Origin of the sequence: Mycobacterium sp. 663a-19, from assembly GCF_035616495.1 — a bacterium.
Lineage (GTDB): Bacteria > Actinomycetota > Actinomycetes > Mycobacteriales > Mycobacteriaceae > Mycobacterium.
In genome coordinates, this window is record NZ_JAPJAV010000005.1 from 380,928 (window position 1) to 395,484 (window position 14,557).

Annotated in this window: 12 protein-coding genes; 2 read left to right on the plus strand and 10 right to left on the minus strand. The window is 66.4% G+C overall.

Annotation, left to right across the window (positions count from 1 at the left end; translation table 11 throughout):
• Positions 1-16 precede the first annotated feature (16 nt).
• From OQ968_RS12025 to OQ968_RS12050, 6 genes are all read right to left on the minus strand, one after another.
• Positions 17-247, minus strand: a complete 231-nt coding sequence (locus tag OQ968_RS12025) for an MbtH family protein (protein WP_324677962.1) — start codon at positions 245-247, stop codon at positions 17-19.
• Between the two features lie 230 nt (positions 248-477).
• Positions 478-1,761 (minus strand): glycosyltransferase, encoded by a 1,284-nt coding sequence (locus OQ968_RS12030; protein ID WP_324677964.1) that lies wholly within the window; start codon positions 1,759-1,761, stop codon positions 478-480.
• A complete protein-coding gene (locus OQ968_RS12035; protein WP_324677966.1) occupies positions 1,758-2,732 on the minus strand; it encodes an FkbM family methyltransferase in 975 nt (324 codons plus the stop codon). The genes OQ968_RS12030 and OQ968_RS12035 overlap by 4 nt, the downstream gene beginning before the upstream one ends.
• Before the next feature lie 148 nt (positions 2,733-2,880).
• The gene (locus OQ968_RS12040; protein ID WP_324677967.1) at positions 2,881-3,831 is read right to left on the minus strand and encodes an aldo/keto reductase; all 951 of its coding nucleotides are present in this window, start codon (positions 3,829-3,831) and stop codon (positions 2,881-2,883) included.
• A gap of 36 nt (positions 3,832-3,867) precedes the next feature.
• Complete coding sequence (locus OQ968_RS12045) at positions 3,868-5,472, minus strand: GMC family oxidoreductase (RefSeq protein WP_324677969.1); 1,605 nt, start codon at positions 5,470-5,472, stop codon at positions 3,868-3,870.
• 102 nt (positions 5,473-5,574) lie between these two features.
• The gene (locus tag OQ968_RS12050) at positions 5,575-6,837 is read right to left on the minus strand and encodes a glycosyltransferase (protein ID WP_324677971.1); all 1,263 of its coding nucleotides are present in this window, start codon (positions 6,835-6,837) and stop codon (positions 5,575-5,577) included.
• Between the two features lie 160 nt (positions 6,838-6,997).
• Between OQ968_RS12050 and OQ968_RS12055 the strand changes: the two genes are divergently transcribed.
• Together OQ968_RS12055 and OQ968_RS12060 are read left to right on the plus strand one after the other, a co-directional pair.
• On the plus strand, positions 6,998-9,229 hold the full coding sequence (locus OQ968_RS12055; RefSeq protein WP_324677973.1) for an acyltransferase family protein: 2,232 nt from the start codon (positions 6,998-7,000) through the stop codon (positions 9,227-9,229).
• 98 nt (positions 9,230-9,327) lie between these two features.
• Positions 9,328-10,389 (plus strand): NAD-dependent epimerase/dehydratase family protein, encoded by a 1,062-nt coding sequence (locus tag OQ968_RS12060; RefSeq protein WP_324678032.1) that lies wholly within the window; start codon positions 9,328-9,330, stop codon positions 10,387-10,389.
• 8 nt (positions 10,390-10,397) lie between these two features.
• Here the strand turns inward: OQ968_RS12060 and OQ968_RS12065 are convergent, their stop codons facing one another.
• From OQ968_RS12065 to OQ968_RS12080, 4 genes are all read right to left on the minus strand, one after another.
• The gene (locus OQ968_RS12065) at positions 10,398-11,660 is read right to left on the minus strand and encodes a glycosyltransferase (RefSeq protein WP_324677975.1); all 1,263 of its coding nucleotides are present in this window, start codon (positions 11,658-11,660) and stop codon (positions 10,398-10,400) included.
• 83 nt (positions 11,661-11,743) lie between these two features.
• Positions 11,744-12,709, minus strand: coding sequence for a sulfotransferase family protein (locus tag OQ968_RS12070; protein ID WP_324677977.1), 966 nt, complete (start codon positions 12,707-12,709; stop codon positions 11,744-11,746).
• A gap of 272 nt (positions 12,710-12,981) precedes the next feature.
• Complete coding sequence (locus OQ968_RS12075) at positions 12,982-13,839, minus strand: glycosyltransferase family 2 protein (protein WP_324678034.1); 858 nt, start codon at positions 13,837-13,839, stop codon at positions 12,982-12,984.
• 230 nt (positions 13,840-14,069) lie between these two features.
• A partial coding sequence (locus OQ968_RS12080) for an SGNH hydrolase domain-containing protein (protein WP_324677979.1) occupies positions 14,070-14,557 on the minus strand: 488 nt, incomplete at its 5' end.

The window sequence follows — 14,557 nt, forward strand, 5'->3', positions numbered from 1 at the left end:
CCCCTAAACATGCGGTCTACCTGTGAGCAGGTCGGCCGGCTGCCAGCCCCTCGCGCAGACTCCTCGGCCGTATATCGGTCGAGGGCCGCTCGATGTAACGCGGACGCGCAGCGCGGTCGGTTTCCCCGTAGACCACCCGCCAGCTACCTGCAACATCAGCGAAGATCGGCCACAGGCGGTGTCGCTCTTCGTCGTTGACCAAGACGAAAGAGCTGCCACTGTCGTCGTCGAACGCATTGCCCCTCACTGACGTTCCGTACCCTCCGTGCGAGATAGGTGAAACCCCTTTCAAACGGTAGATGAGGGCAACAGACCTGTCCGGCGTTTGGCCAAAGTTCCTGGTGTGACCCACCGTGATTCAAGACACAGGCCGGTAATCAGTGCTCGATACCGGGTGTCGGCGGTGGTGAACTCGCCGTCCTCGTCTGGGGACGGGCTGCCGCGGCGTGGGTCGACGGGATCGGCTGCCTTCGCCGATTATCGGCCAACACGCCGCGAGCGGACGAATTGTTCCACAAGATCGGCTGTAGCGGCAACGCTTTCGGCGGGTTTGGTCATCCGGCCGGCGATCTCGCGAGCCCGGGCGACGTACGGCGGGGCCAGGATGGTGCGCAGGTCGGCGACCAGCGATTCGCGGGTAATGCGCGAAAAGCGACGGGTGGTGCCCACCTTCAATCGCTTGACTCGGGCTCCCCAGACCGTCTGATTGACGTCCATCGAGAGGATCAACGTCGGAATCCCCGAGCGCAGGCCCACGGCCGTGGTGCCCGCGCCACCGTGGTGCACGACCGCGCGGCAGGCGGGAAAGATCGCCGCGAAATTGACCGCGCCCACCACCTTGACGTGCTCGAAATGCGGGACCTCGCTGAAGTCGCTCCAGCCCGAGCAGACCAGCGCCCGCTCACCCAACTGCGCGCACGCCGCGCCGATCATGGCGAGCGTGCTTGCCGGAGATTCGACGGGCATGCTGCCAAACCCGAAGAAAACAGGCGGCGTTCCCGCGGCGATCCACGAGGCGACCTCCGTGTCGGCTTCCGTCGGCAACTCCAACGTCAGCGCGCCGACGAACGGCCTCAAGGGGCCATTGGGCCCAACGCATTTCGCCCATTCGGCTGCCAGCTCGGGAAAACACACCTCGTCGTAGGCCTGGATCTCCAGCGATCCGCGTTCGGCGATCCGTCGTGGCGCGGGCCGGGTGGCCTTCGGGAGACCGAGTTCACGGCGCTGCGCGTCTTCGACCTTCTTCTCCACAAGCCAATCCAGCCACTCCATGCCCCTCATTGCGGAGCGCGCCAACGGCGCCGGCAACAACGGCACGAACTGGCCGTTCGCGCGCACCGGGAGGTAATGCAGCGTGGCCAACGGAATGTCGTAATACTCAGCGACATTGGCGGCGGGACGCTCGAAAGCCAGCCCGGTGAACAGCAGGTCGGCCCCCTCCGCCAGCGACGTGAGGGTCGTGCTCATCTCGGACCAGCACCGGGTCACCGGCTCCCGAAGTTCGGCCCACAACCTGCGCAGCTCCCGAACCCTCCAGAAGTTGCCGAACAAGGACATCCAGAAGTCGCGGTACGCGCCCAGCAAGGCCTGCGTCTCCACCCCGTAGGCGACGGCGTCAAGCCCAACCGACTCGGCGAAGCCAACCAGGTCCGGCGCGACGGCCAGGCGCACCTCGTGCCCCCTGCGCAGCAACTCGCGGCCGAGGGCGGCGCAGGGCTCCACATCGCCGCGAGTTCCGTAGCTTGCCAGCACAACCTTCATCGTTCAGAGACGTCCCATGTGTAGCGCGGACGTTTGTGTACAAAGATCTCGTCGAAGAAGAGTAGGCCCGCATACTCGAAGCCCGACGTCGTCAGCAAATCATGGACTGCGGGGAACTCGGGATTGTGCTCGATGCAAATGACGTTCACCTGCACCCGCTCGAAGTCGATACCGCGCAGAACCTCGAGTTCGGCGCCTTCGACATCGATGGACAGGAAGTCCACAATTTCCGCGCCGCGGTCCCTGAGCACGCTGTCGATGCGAAAGCACGGCACCGTATGTTCGGTTTGGTCGAGTTTCATGGCCTTGCGTATCCATTCCACCCACCGCACCTGGTTCATGTGCTCGGGTATTCCACCCAGCATGGCTCCGCCGTGGTTCGAGTCGAATATCATCGCCAGCACGCTGCCGGGGCGACGCGACTTGGCTTTGCGCTGCGCGCTTTCCGAAAGTCCGAGGAAGGAAATCTGGCCGTCCCGATCGTATGCGCACCCTTGGATCAAATGACATGAGCGATTCGCGCGCAGGGCCTCGAATGCCGGCGGATTGGGCTCGAACGCAATACCGTTCCAGTGTAAATGCTTTTCGAAATAGAACGTGTTGCTGCCCACAATTCCGTCGTATGCCCCCACGTCGACAAAGAAGCCGGGGCCTCGGTCCTTGAAGAACCACCGGTTCAAGAACATGTCTTGGCCTATTTGGCTTTGGTAGCCCTGCTCGAACCGCTCCGGGGAGAAAACGTCTCGATAGATGTCCTTCGCGGACAGCTCGGGATCGTGGTTCCCGAACAGGTAGCCCATCGCCCGTCCGGTGGGCCCCGGCGTCGTCGTCGCCTCGATGGTTCTTCTCAAAAAGAACGTCTCGACGAGGAAGATCATCCCCCGGATCAGCGGCAGCCGCGCCGTGAAGACGATTGCCCCGAGCGCGATCTGATGGACGACGCGCGGGGCTTTGATCAGGAAGGCCAACATCGGTTCTATCGCCTTGGTCGGAGGTTCAATCGGGTGGGGGATCGCGGGCACACGGCTGTTTCGTCTCATCATCCCCCACCCGCCGCCGTTCGCCTTCCGTCACATCGTGCCGTCGCAGGAAAGACGGTGCGCACCAAACGCGAAACTATCATCGCGGGGGCTGGCCCGTCTCGAGCCAGCGCAGCGTGGGTTCGTCCAGCTTCAGCGACAGCGCGGCCACGTTGTCGGCGAACTTCTCGGCCGTCGCGCAGCCGACGACGGCGAACACATGGAGCGGGTGGCACAGCACCCACGCGAGCGCCACCTGCGCGACGCTGACGTGCTGCTCGCGCGCGAAAGACCTTGCGCGCTCCAGCCTTTGGACGTTCTCGTCGGTGCCGAAATAGGTTGCGCACCAACGGCTCACGCGGTTGGCACCCGGATTCTTCGGATCGTAGTGGTCGGAGAAGAAGCCGCGCGCGAGGCTCGACCACGCGAACACCGACAGCCCGTGCGACGCATACCATTCCCTTGCGCCGCGCCGGCCGTCCCCTCCGAGCGTTTGCGCGCCGGGCCACGGCGATCGCGTCCACTCGGCAAGGCTGAGTTGAGCGCTGGCGGCGCCAAACGGCTTCAGGCCCTCGCGCTCGGCGAACGTGTTGGCTGTGGCTATTCGCTCGTGCGACCAGTTCGATGCGCCGATCGCGCCGATCTTGCCTTCGCCGATGTGCCGGTTGAGCCGCTCCATGATCGGCTCGACCTGTGCGGCGGGGTGGTCGTAGTGAAGCAGGTACAGGTCGATGAATTCGGTGTCGAGCGCCTTCAGGGAGGCGTGCAGGTCGCGCGTCACATCGTCCGGGGACAGCCGGGGACGTTTCAGCAAGAGGTGCGGATGACATCCCTTGCTGATCACCACCACCTCGTCGCGGTTTCGGCGTTGCCGAATCCACGCCCCCAGCGTGCGTTCGCTGTCCCAATAGATGCGCGCCGTGTCGAATGTATTGCAGCCGAGCTCGAATGACCGATCCAGGAGCGAGAAGGCTTGTTGCTCGAGGCTTCTGGGCAGCAAGGGCAATCCCCGGCTGCGCAGCCGATCGGTGCCGAAGACGATGCGGGACACCGGCTTGTCGACGCCGGCAACCTTCCCAGAGTCCATTCAGTTCACGCTCTTCGCGTAGTCATCGACGATGAAGCGGCACGCCCGAACCGTCAGGGCCATCATCGTGAGGGTGGGATTCTGGAATCCCGAGGACACGAAACATGCACCGTCGGTGACGAACACATTATCGGCATCCCAACACTGACAGTAGGAATTCAGCACGGAGTTGCCGGGTTCGTCGCCCATGCACGCGCCGCCGGTCTCGTGAATGGCTCCCCCGGGCCACATGGCGCCGGAGTTCGCGAGGACCAGAGAGCGAAGCAGTCGGAAGGGGATGTTCCAGCGGCCGACATCGAAGTTGTTCTCGTTCTGCAGGCCGCCGGCAGCCGCGATCTGTGGAAGCGTCCGCCTCATGTGCGCAACCATGTTGACATCACTCCCGGAATGTGTGCACTCGATCCTGGCCACGGGAATCCCCCAGGCGTCCTTGACTTTTGGGTCGAGCGACACGCGATTTTCGTATCGGGGCTGCATTTCGCCATACCCGCTCATGACCCAGACCGGCATGCCGCGGCCGATTGCGATCTGAATGCCGTAGCCGCCGGGAAAGTCCTTCGACTCCTTCTCGCAGAAGCTCGGAATGTAGAGGCCCGTTCCCCCGAAGTCGAAGCCGTCCTCGTTGAGGCCGACCTCGACATCGCCTTCGGACACCGCCCCGCTGTGTGTGTATGCGATGTGGTCACACAGATAGCGACCGAGACGACCCGACGAGCCGCCGACACCCGACGGATGCTTCGCGGATTTCGAGTTCAGCAGGATCCGGACGCTCTCGATCGTCGACGCACACAACACGACGACCCTTCCGTGAACCGCCCGCGCCTCCTTGGTCGGTCGATCGATGTATTCGACGCCGGTCGCCTTCCCCGACCGCGCGTCGGTCAACAACCGGCTCACCACCGCGTCGGTCCGAATCTCGAGCCGACCGGTGGCCAGAGCGAGCCTGATCGGAAGCGGAACCCTCCCGTCGTCGTACCTGGTCTTCCGCACGTACGTCACCCGGACGTCCGGAAGCTGTTTCTCGACGTTGGCCAGGAACGCTTCTTCCAGCTTCGTCGTTCTCGCGGGCCCGATGTACTGACCGTCCGGACAGTTCGCAATGCCTTCGGGTTTGCCGTAGACGCCGAGCGTCCGCTCGACGATGTCGTAGTACGGCGCCAGGTCCTCGTAGGACAACGGCCAATCGACCCCGTCCCCGCGCACGCTCGCCGCTTTCAGCTCGTAATCCGACATGCGGGGAGCAATTCTCCACCACGTGTGCAGGCGGCCGCCGAGCTGCCGGCCCCTGAACCAGAGGAACTTGTCACGCCCCACGGTCGCATAGGGGTTCTCTCGGTCGCTGACGAAGAACTGCTTGGTGGTTTCGGAGAAAGATGAGCACCGCACCTGGATGTGCTGGCCCCTGATGCCGTACTTGAGGCGCCCGGCAATCCCCATCACGTTCTGTTCCGCATCGGCCGGAAAGTCCCGGGCGACGTCCAGGTCCCTGCCGGCCTCGAGCAGGACAACGTTCAGGCCGCCCTCCGTCAGCTCCTTGGCAGCCCACGATCCGGTGGCGCCGGAGCCGACGACGATGGCGTCATACGTCGATGCGCTTCCAGGCATACGTGTTCGTCTCGTTTCATGCGTGCTTGGTGTCGGCCATCGGGCGCGGCCATCGCGGCGTTCGCACCGCTGGGAGAAGGATATGCCCCCTGAGCGTTCCGATCAGCCCACCCGCCTGTGGCGAGCGAAATCCTCGACGAGGTCGGCGGCGGTCGCGACGCTTTCGGCCGCTTTGGTCATCGAGGCCGCGATCGCCCGGGCATTGGCGACGATCTCGGGCGCGAGGATGGCGCGCAGGTCGGCGACGAGCGACTTGTGGGTCATGCTCGGAAAGCGCCGGGCGGTGCCCACTTTCAGGCGTTTGACCCGAGCGCCCCACAGCGGCTGATCGCCCAGCATCCACAGGATCAACGTGGGGGCACCGGCGCGCAGGCCCGCGGCCGTGGTGCCCGCGCCACCGTGGTGGACGACCGCGCGGCAGGCCGGGAAGATCGCCGAGTGGTTCACCGCGCCCACCACCTTGACGTGCTCGAAACGGGGGACGTCGCTGAAGTCCGCCGCGGAAATCAACGCGCGCTCGCCCAGCTCCGCGCAGGCCGCGCCGACCATGGCAACCGTGTCCGCGGGAGATTCGACCGGCATGCTGCCGAAGCCGAAGTAAATCGGCGGTGTTCCCGCCGCGATCCACGACAGCACCTCCTCGTCGGCGTCGGTGGGCAACTCCATCGTCAGCGCGCCGACAAACGGGCGCTGGCCGTTCCATTTCGCCCATTCGTCCGCCAGCCCGGGAAAGCACACCTCGTCGTAGGCCTGAAGCTCCAGCGATCCGCGTTCGGTGATGCGCCGCGCCCCCGGGCTGTTGGCCTTCGGCAGGCCGAGTTCGCGGCGCTCCGCGTCCTGCACCTTCTTCCATAAATGCCAAACCAGCTGCTCGCCCACCGTCATGGCAAAGTAGCCCACCGGGCCCGGCAGGAACGGCAGCAGCTTGCCGTTGGGCCGCAGCGGGATGTGATCCAGTGTGGCCAGAGGGATGGCGTAGTACTCCGCGACGTCGGCGACGACCTCCTGGTAGGCCAGGCCGGTGAACAGCAAATCGGCGTCTTTGGCCAGCGACACCAGCGTGGTGCTCATCTCCCCCCAGCACCGGACGCTGGGCTCCCAGGATGCGCGCCAGACCTTGTTGAGCCTGCGGACCCGCCAGAAGTTGCCGGACAACTCCTTCCAGAAGTCGCGGTGCGCGTCCAACATGGCCTGGTCGCCCAGGCCGTAGGGAACCGCCGTGAGCCCGGCGGCCTCCGCGAAGCCAACCATGTCCGGCGAGACGGCCATGCGCACCTCGTGGCCACGGCGCAGCAGTTCACGGCCCAGCGCGGCGCACGGCTCGACGTCCCCGCGGGTTCCATAGCATGCCAGCACAAACCTCATCGCGTGAGTCTCGCCTCTCAGATTCCAGTGCTCAACCGCTCGGCAGCCTAGCTCATGCCCGCCGGACCGACCCCGTATTAGAAGACTCAGCCGAATGAGACTGAGACGCTGAGGAATTGGTAGGCAGCGTCTCGGGCGGGCCCTCGATGCGGTCCATGCGATGCCGCCGAAGTGGAACAATGGCGCGTGTTCCAACGGCCCTCTCACGAAGTTGGTGACCTTGCGCCAGGCCGATAGCATCAGCCCTGTCGATGCGGGTCACCGCCGGGCGGAGCCCGGATTTCGCCCGGACATCGAGGGCTTGCGCGCCGTCGCGGTGTTGGGCGTCGTCCTTTTTCACGCCGACGTGCCCGGCGTGGGTGGCGGCTACGTCGGCGTGGACGTGTTCTTCGTCATCTCGGGCTTCCTCATCACCGGACTGCTCTGGCGCGAGGTGAGCAGCACCGGCACCGTGCGGCTGCGCCGCTTCTACGGCGCGCGGGCCCGCCGCCTGCTGCCGGCGTCGGCCACCGTGGGCGTCGTCACCGCGATCGCCTCGGCCGCCCTGTTGCCCCTGCTGCAGGCCAAGACGGTCATGGGTGATGGCGTCGCGAGCGCGTTGTACGTCGCCAACTATCGGTTCATCGTCCAGGGCGTCGACTACCTGGCGGCCAACCTGCCGCCGTCGCCGTTCCAGCACTACTGGACCCTGGGCGTGGAAGAGCAGTTCTACCTGGTGTGGCCGGCCATGATGATCGGTACGGCGTGGCTCATCCGGCGTGCCCGCCGGCGCACTCGCGCCCGGGCCGCGCAAGGCCCGTACCTGGCGGTCCTCGTGCTGGTCGGGGTGGTGTCGTTTGCGATGTCGCTGGTGGTCACCTACGTGACGCTGCCCGTGGCGTTCTTCTCGCTGCCCACGCGGGCCTGGCAGCTGGCCGCCGGCGGCCTGGTGGCGGTCACGGCCGGCCGGTGGCGCCGGCTGCCGGCACTCCCCGCCGCCATCGTGGGATGGGCCGGGCTGGCGCTGATCCTGCTGGCCTGCACGCTGTTCGGCACGAACACGCTCTATCCGGGCACCGCCGCGCTGTTGCCCGTGCTCGGCACGGTGCTGGTGATCGGCGCGGGCTGTGCCGCGGCTTCCCGGGGCTGCGGCCGTGTCCTGTCGGTGCCGCCGATGCGGGCGATCGGCCGGGTGTCGTACTCGTGGTACCTGTGGCACTGGCCGGTGCTGGTGCTCGCACCGCCCTTGCTGGGCCACCCGCTGGGGCCGGCCGGCAAGCTGGCGACGGTCGTCATCTCGGCCGGGCTGGCGGTGCTCACACTGCACCTCATCGAGAACCCGTTGCGCTTCGCCGCTCCCCTGCGCCGGTCTCCACGCCGCAGCCTCGCGCTCGGCGGTGCCGCCACCGCGGTAGCGGTCTGTGTGAGCCTGGCGCTGCTGGTGTCGGTGCCCACCCCGGTCGGCCGCGGCGAACCGGCCTCGGCGCTGACGGTCACCGTGCCCCGGACGGGCCACAACGTCGACGCCTACGACGCGGCGGTGCGGGACGTGTTCGGGCAGGTGCAGGCGGCGGTAGCGGCATCCGCCGGGCTGAAGGCCGTGCCATCGAACCTCAACCCGCCGCTTGCCGACGCGGCGGCCGAACTGCGGGCATTGCTCCTCAACGGGTGCCTGCTGCGGGCTTTCCAGATCAGCCAAGTCAGACAGCCGGAGTGCGCGACGGGTGACACCGCGTCGACGACGACGGTTGCCCTCGTGGGTGACTCGCATGCCGCGATGTGGGCCCCGGCGTTCCAGCGGCTCGCCGAGCAGCGGCACTGGCGGCTGGAGACCCTCACAAAGGGGGCCTGCCCGTTGCTGAACCTGCCCATCGCCAACCCCCTCCGCCGCTGGGTCACCCACTGCGAGCAGTGGCGCGACGAGGTCCTCGACCGGTTACGCGCCGAGCGCCCGCGACTGGTCGTCGTGGACATGGCGCGGGGCTATCGCGCCGACCAGAGCTGGCAGCCGGGTTTCACGTCATATGACCGGGTGTGGTTCGACAGCCTGACCCGCCTGGCGCAACAGCTGCGCGACACCGGCGCCAAGGTGCTGGTGCTCGGGCCCGTCCCGAGCCAGCAGGCGGCAGTTCCGATCTGCCTCTCCGGGCACCTCGACGATGCGACGGCCTGCGCGTCGCCCAGCGCGACGGCGGTGAACGAACCCGGCATCGCGGCCGAGACCGCCGCCGCCCACGCGGGCGGCGCGCAGTACGCCGACCTCACCGAGCTGTTCTGCACCGCCGAGCGCTGCCCGGTCATCGTCGGCAACACCCTGGTGTATCTCGAGGGAGGCCACATCACCGGCGAATACGCCCGGCTGTTGGCACCGGTGATGGGGGTGCTGGCCGACCGCGCGCTCGCCGCGGGGTGAGCTGCTGCCCAAGTCGCGGTGGCGCTACGCAAGGCACGGATATGATCGACCGGATCTCGTGCAGGCAACCCGGAAGGCGTCGGCTCTTGTCAACATCCGTGCTCGTCACCGGTGGGGCCGGGTTCATCGGATCCGCGCTCGCTCGCCGCCTTGTCAAGGAGGATTACGACGTTGCCGTGATGGATGTCCTGCACCCGCAGGTGCACGCCGGACATCAGCCGATCGACCTGCCGCCGTCCGTGCGGTTCTTCACCGGCGATGTCAGCCATGCCCCCGACTGGGATGCGGTGCTCCGGTTGTTTCGCCCGTCCCAGGTCGTCCATTTGGCGGCGGAAACCGGAACGGCACAATCGCTTTCGGAGGCGACGCGCCACGGCTCAGTGAACGTGGTGGGCACCACCCAGCTCCTCGACGCCCTGAGCCGATCGGAGATCGTGCCCGACCAGCTCGTCCTGGCATCGTCACGGGCCGTGTACGGCGAGGGCGCTTGGCGATGCGGCACGCAAACCTTCTACCCGCGCCCTCGCAGCCACGCTCAGCTGCTGGCCGGCAGCTGGGATCCCCAGGGGCCCAACGGCGAACCGGCGGTGCCGCTGCCGAGCCACGCGGGGCAGACCGAGCCCCGGCCCACCAACATCTACGCCGCGACCAAACTCGCGCAGGAGCACATGTGCGCGGCCTGGGCGGCCGCGCACGACACCAACCTCAGCGTGCTGCGTCTGCAGAATGTCTACGGGCCGGGCCAATCGCTGACCAATTCGTACACCGGAATAGTCTCTCTCTTCGCACGATTGGCGCGTCGGCAACGGCCGTTGGAGGTCTACGAAGACGGCCGGATCGTGCGCGATTTCGTCTTCATCGACGATGTCGTCGACGCGTTGTTCGCGACGGTGCAGCAACCCGCCGCCGAGTCACGCTGCCTCGACATCGGGTCGGGCACCGCGACCACCATCCACGAGCTTGCCCGCAGGGTCGCCGCCATCTGCGGCGCCCCGGAACCGGTTGTGGTGCCGAAATTCCGCGACGGCGACGTGCGCGCCGCGAGCTGCACCATCGGGCCGGCGAAGGACACGCTCGGCTGGCATCCGAAGTGGACGCTCGAGGACGGTCTGCATTCACTGCTCGAGTGGATCGACGAACAGCCCCAATTGCCTTCGTAGCCAAGCGATCAGCCAGCCGGCCTCTTGCGCGCGAGATCTTCCAGCAGATCGACGGCGGTCGCAACGCTTTCGGAGGGTTTGGTCATCCGGGTCGCGATCTCGCGTGCCCGCGCGACGTATTGCGGTTCGAGGATCCGGCGCAGGTCCGCCACCAGTGATTCTTCGGTGGCCGAAAAGTTCTGTGCGGTACCCACTTTCAGTCGTTTGACCTGGGCCGCCCAGAGCGTCTGGTCGAGAAACGTCGAAAGGATCAACTGGGGAACGCCGGCGCGCAGGCCGGCGGCCGTGGTGCCCGCGCCACCGTGGTGCACGACCGCCCGGCAGGTCGGAAAGATCGCCGCGTAATTCACCGTGGCCACCACCTTGACATGCTCGAAATGGGCGAGGTCGCTGAAGTCGGTCTCGGCCGCGCAGACCAGCGCCCGCTCGCCCAGCTGCGCGCAGGCCGCGCCGATCATGGCAATCGTCTCGGCGGGAGACTTGACCGCCGTGCTGCCGAAGCCGAAGAAAATCGGCGGCGTTCCCGCGGCAATCCACGACGCCACCTCCTCGTCGGCGTCCGTCGGCAATTCCAGCGTCAGCGCGCCGACAAAGGGCCGCTGGGCTTCCCATTGCGCCCATTCGGCTGCCAGCCCGGGAAAGCACACCTCGTCGTAGGCCTGAATTTCCAGCGTTCTGCGTTCGGCGACCCGTCGCGACCAGAGCTTTGTGGCCTTCGGCAGGCCCATTTTTCGGCGCTGCGCGTTCTCGAACCTCTTCGTCATGGGCCAGCCCAGCCAGTCGTTCACCGACATCGCGGAGCGCGCCAGCCTCGGCGGTAGGACGGGCAGGAGCTGACCGGTGGGCCGCATCGGCGAGGTGTGCAGCAACGCGAACGGAAGGTCGTAATACTCGGCGACGTCGAACGCGGCCTCCTGGCCGATGATCATGCTCAGTAGTGCGTCGGCCCCGTCGGCAAGCGAAATCAGCGTCGTGGTGATCTCGTCCCAACTCCGGGCGACCAGCCGCCAATCTTCGCGCCCCAACCTGACCAGATCCGGGACGTTCCAGAACTTGCGAAGACGCGACAAGAAGTCGCGGTGCAGGTCCTGCCACGTCCGGGCGTCCGGCCCACAAGCGACCGCCGTAAGACCGACCGACTCGACGAAGCCAACCAGGTCCGGCGCGACAGCCATGCGCACTTCGTGCCCCCTGCGCAGCAACTCGCGGCCGAGGGCGGCACAGGGCTCGACGTCACCGCGAGTTCCATAGCATCCCAGCACAAACTTCATCGCGCAGCTTCAGCCTTTCACTCGGCGCGTTCAACCCTAATACCCGCGGCCCATCGGATACCCGGGATTCCGGGAGGCCCGGGCTACGCCCAGGTGCCCCTGCGCCGATGGGCTATGGCGGCGACCTCGTTGACCAGCTTCCAGACCAGCGGCGGGACAACGCTGTTCAGCTTGTGGAAGCGGTGAAAATCCTCGAACACGGTCGAGAACGCACGTTCGCTCGCCCGATACACCTCGAAAACACGATCCAGCCCAGCACCATCCCAGGACTCGTCCCGCGTGGCCGCGCGCAGCGTCTCATAAACCGTGGACATCCAGTCGGTGCCGAACGGCTCTGTTACCGGACCGCTGTATCGCTGGCGCCGAAGGTCTGGTTTGACGAACTCATCGATCGCGGCCTCGTCACGGGTGTCGAGATCGATCGCGAGCGCCGCGGAGATCCGCTTCACCTCCCGGCGCCAGTCCTCGAGGAGGTTGGCGTACTCGACGAACACGCGCGGCAAACCGCGCGTTTGTCTCTCGGCCAGGAGGAGGTATTTCAACCACAAGGCGCTCGAGAACTCCTGCGAGACGCGGGTTTTCGCGCCGACCGACGCGTTGACCTCCTCCGGGTGGCGTACCGCGATCACGGTCGCGACGTCGAATCCTGCCTCATGTGCCGCCTCGAACCACACGCCGGTCAGCAACGTAATCCTGGGGTCCTTGATGACGACGACCGGCGCGGCGGGCAGCTTGGCCAGGAACACCCCGATCTCGGCGACGCAGGCCGCCTTCTCCTCGGGGTCGAGCGCACCATGCTCCTGCAAGCGCAGTGACGGGTCGTAATGGGCGCTGCCGTTGCGGCGCAGGATTACTTCGTTCAGGTAAACGGCTTGGCGCGGCTCCCAATAGCCACGCGGATTGTCGGAGTTGGCTCCCAGCATCCCGGCCGGGGACGCAGCGCCGCACAGCGAGAGAACTCGGGTGAGCGCCGCCGTTCCGGAGCGGCCCGAGCCCAGCACGAACACGAGGACCGGCCTGGCAGCGGTCCCTACGTCGGCGGCGGTCACGGCGCCCACCTCCCCCTTGATGCTCCGCGGCGCGCAGGAGTGCGCCGCTCCACCATAAGTCGGTCGGTTGGCGGGCCGGCCCGGTGCCGTCGGTGCATCGGTTCGAAAAGCCTTTCCACGTTGGTGGCCGCCGCGGCAACGTGGTCGATCTGCGCCGGCGCCGGACGGATGGAAGGAGACCCCGCGGCGCGCACACCACTTCGGCCCCCGATCATGGCGGGATAATAGCCGCCATCCGGCGCCGTTGGTCGGCTTTTCGTGCGACTCTGGTCCTACGTGGAAGACCGTGTGGGCGAAGCGGCAGTGGGAGCCGACCGCCGCGAACGCAATAGGCGTCCCAATGCTTTCGATCGCTCGTATGCGTATTCCAAGAAGCGCAAGCAGTATTCCCAACAGGTCAGGTAAACGATCGAGATCCGCCGCCCGCCCAGCGGGTAGTAGCCATGGAAGTCCCACAGGCGCCGCAGTTCACGGCAGACCACGCGGGCGGGCATGTTCGACGAGATTCCACCTCCGTCGAAATCGCATAGCACACGCCGGATCGTGATCGGCGTCCGGTGCAACGCGGCCCGGAAAATGAATTCTTGGTCGGCGGCGAACCCGAATTCAAGGTTGTAGAGACCTACCTTGTCCACCAGCGACGACCCGAAGAACGACGCTTGATGTGGAACCCCCTGCCAGCGAGGCCAGCCGGCGACGAACCAACGGAGGTGAAAAGGCATCGGGCCGCCATAAATTCGCCCCCTCTTGATTACGCGATACATGCCGTAGCCCCACAGGTCACGCGCCGGCCCGTGGCCCGAGATCGCCTCCGCGACCTGAGCCACCGCGTCGGGATCGGAAAATCGATCGCCCGAATGCATGAACCACAACAGGTCGCCCGTCGCGTGGGCGATGCCCTGGTTCATCCCGTCGTACCGTCCGCCGTCGGGTTGGGACTGCCAATAGCTGAAGCCCGGCTCGCACCCGGACAGATATTCCACAACGGCGTCGCCGGACCCACCGTCGATCACGATGTGCTCGATGCGTCCCTCGTAACGCTGCGCCCGCACGCTGTCCACCGTGCGCTTGAGCCCGTCGAGGTCGTTCAGGGAGATCGTTATCACCGAGACGGTTGGAGCCGACGTCACCGGCTTTCCTCTCGCCCCACTGTGTCCGCCCGACGCCCGGCGCCACTTGCGTCGAAAGGCGCCATGGCAAACCTCCTGATGCTCCGCCGTGTCAAGCACCGTAACCGTACACTAAGCCGCGTCTGGTCGGTGCGACTTCAGCGGCGCCAACGCGTGCCTGCCAGCGGTTACCTATCAGCTTGGAATAGATTCAGGCAGAACAGAACTGGCGATCGTCTGCCCGCGACATGTCAGCGGCCGACGAGCGCGCGGTCGGCCAGCGCGCCCATCACCGGTGCCAGCAATCGCGAGTATTGGCGTGTCAGGTGATCCTGGTCGAGATACACCAGAGTGTTGCCTACGATGACCGGGCAGCGGTCGGCGGTGCAGAACAGCGCGGTGATGTCGGAGTATTGCCCGTCGCCAGCTTTGGTGGCGGCAATCTCAGCCGCGATGCCGGCCTGGTTCACCGCCGTCGACCGTGGCGGCGAACAGGCCGTCGCATCGTCGAGGTGGCCGGATAGGCAGACCGGGACGCTTGATTGCGGATTCGGGATGGGGCCGAGCACCAGCACCTGCGCATTGATGCCGCGTAACTGCTGCACCAGCCGGGTCAGGCGATCGATCCACGCCGGGTCATACGACCGCAAAGTATCTTCCCTGTAGGTGCGCGAGATGCTCAGCACGATCAGCCGCGGGTGTTCGGCTTGTAACCGGGCGATGATCTGAGCGCGCCACT